Here is a 1,253-nt window from a genome sequence, read left to right on the forward strand (position 1 = left end):
CTAATACGTCAGCAATTTACCAGCAGGTCGCGTGACATATTGCTCAGCGACTTCGCGCCATCATCGGTCACGCGAACGGTCTCACTGAATATGTAACCATCGGTCTTCTCAAAGATACCGATGAGGAGGTGGAAGGTCATGTTGGCCTGAAGCACCGTCTCATCGCCCTCCTGGAAGCTCGGGCCGCCGTCCACCCAATCGATGCCTATTGAGTATCCAATTCTGGACTCTTTTCGTACGCCTCGAGGTCCAAATTCGCGCCGAAAAGCTCGCTCCACATCACTGCTCGTCACCCCAGCCCGGATAGCTCCAAAGGCAGCGAGAAAGCCGTCAAGGCACGCTTGGTGCACGTGTCGCGATCTCGCATTCGGTTCTCCCAAAAATACCGTCCGCGACAGGGCGCAGCAATATCGGTGACGGACGGCGCCGAGTTCGAAATTCGTCTGGCAGCCCATCTTGTACTGTCCGTCCGCCCAGGTGAGGTGTGGGGCGGCGCCGGGGGAACCCACCGGCATAGTAACCAAAGGACTACGGGAAGTCCCTCCCGGAAATTCCGGAGTGCCCGCGTACAGTGCATGTGTTATAGTAGCGGCTACGTCGCATTCTCTGGCGCCAACAGAGATTGCAAGCCTACCGACCTGCATAGCTCTATCGACGATCTTTCCTGCCTGCTCCATGTAGGCGAGCTCAGCAGGTGACTTTATCGCCTTTAGCGCTGCAATCATCCCATCGGCATCGATGAACTCCGATGTGCCTAAACTTTTGCTCAAGGCGGCATGGCCCTTCACTCCAAGTATTTTACCCGATAGTTCGACCCCAATGCGGCCAGATGGGCTGCGCTCGCGAACAATTTCAGCGATCGGCTGCCATGGCGTGAGCTGGCTCGCAGCTATGTATTTCTCCGGATAGCCGAGGACGTGTGATTGCGGCAGGTACGAGCTGGCGTCTGCACACAGAGTGTCCATCTCACGCAATATGAGCCACGGATCCTCCTCGTCCTGGCAAACAAGAGCGAGCTGTGGGACGTAATCGGAAAAACCTTCGTAGCCCGTGAGATAGTTCATATTCCCTTCGTTCAGGACAAGCAGTGCGTCGATGCCACGCTCGGCCATCTGCTGGCGCAGCCGGGTCGTGCGTGCGCGATATTCTTCTTGACTAAATGCAGACACTGGCAGTTCTCCTACCTTGATACACGACGATTGCACGAGGCAATTCAATTCGGCTTTGCTTTCCTCGAAGCGGAACATTGGGCT

1 protein-coding gene is annotated in these 1,253 nt (G+C 56.1%); it reads right to left on the minus strand.

The genetic code is table 11. From position 1 onward, the window contains the following. Positions 1–8: 8 nt before the first annotated feature. On the minus strand, positions 9–1,253 hold a 1,245-nt coding region (locus H0241_RS35250), incomplete at its 5' end, for a M24 family metallopeptidase (protein WP_210285197.1).

Origin of the sequence: Mesorhizobium neociceri (assembly GCF_013520985.1) — a bacterium.
GTDB lineage: Bacteria > Pseudomonadota > Alphaproteobacteria > Rhizobiales > Rhizobiaceae > Mesorhizobium > Mesorhizobium neociceri.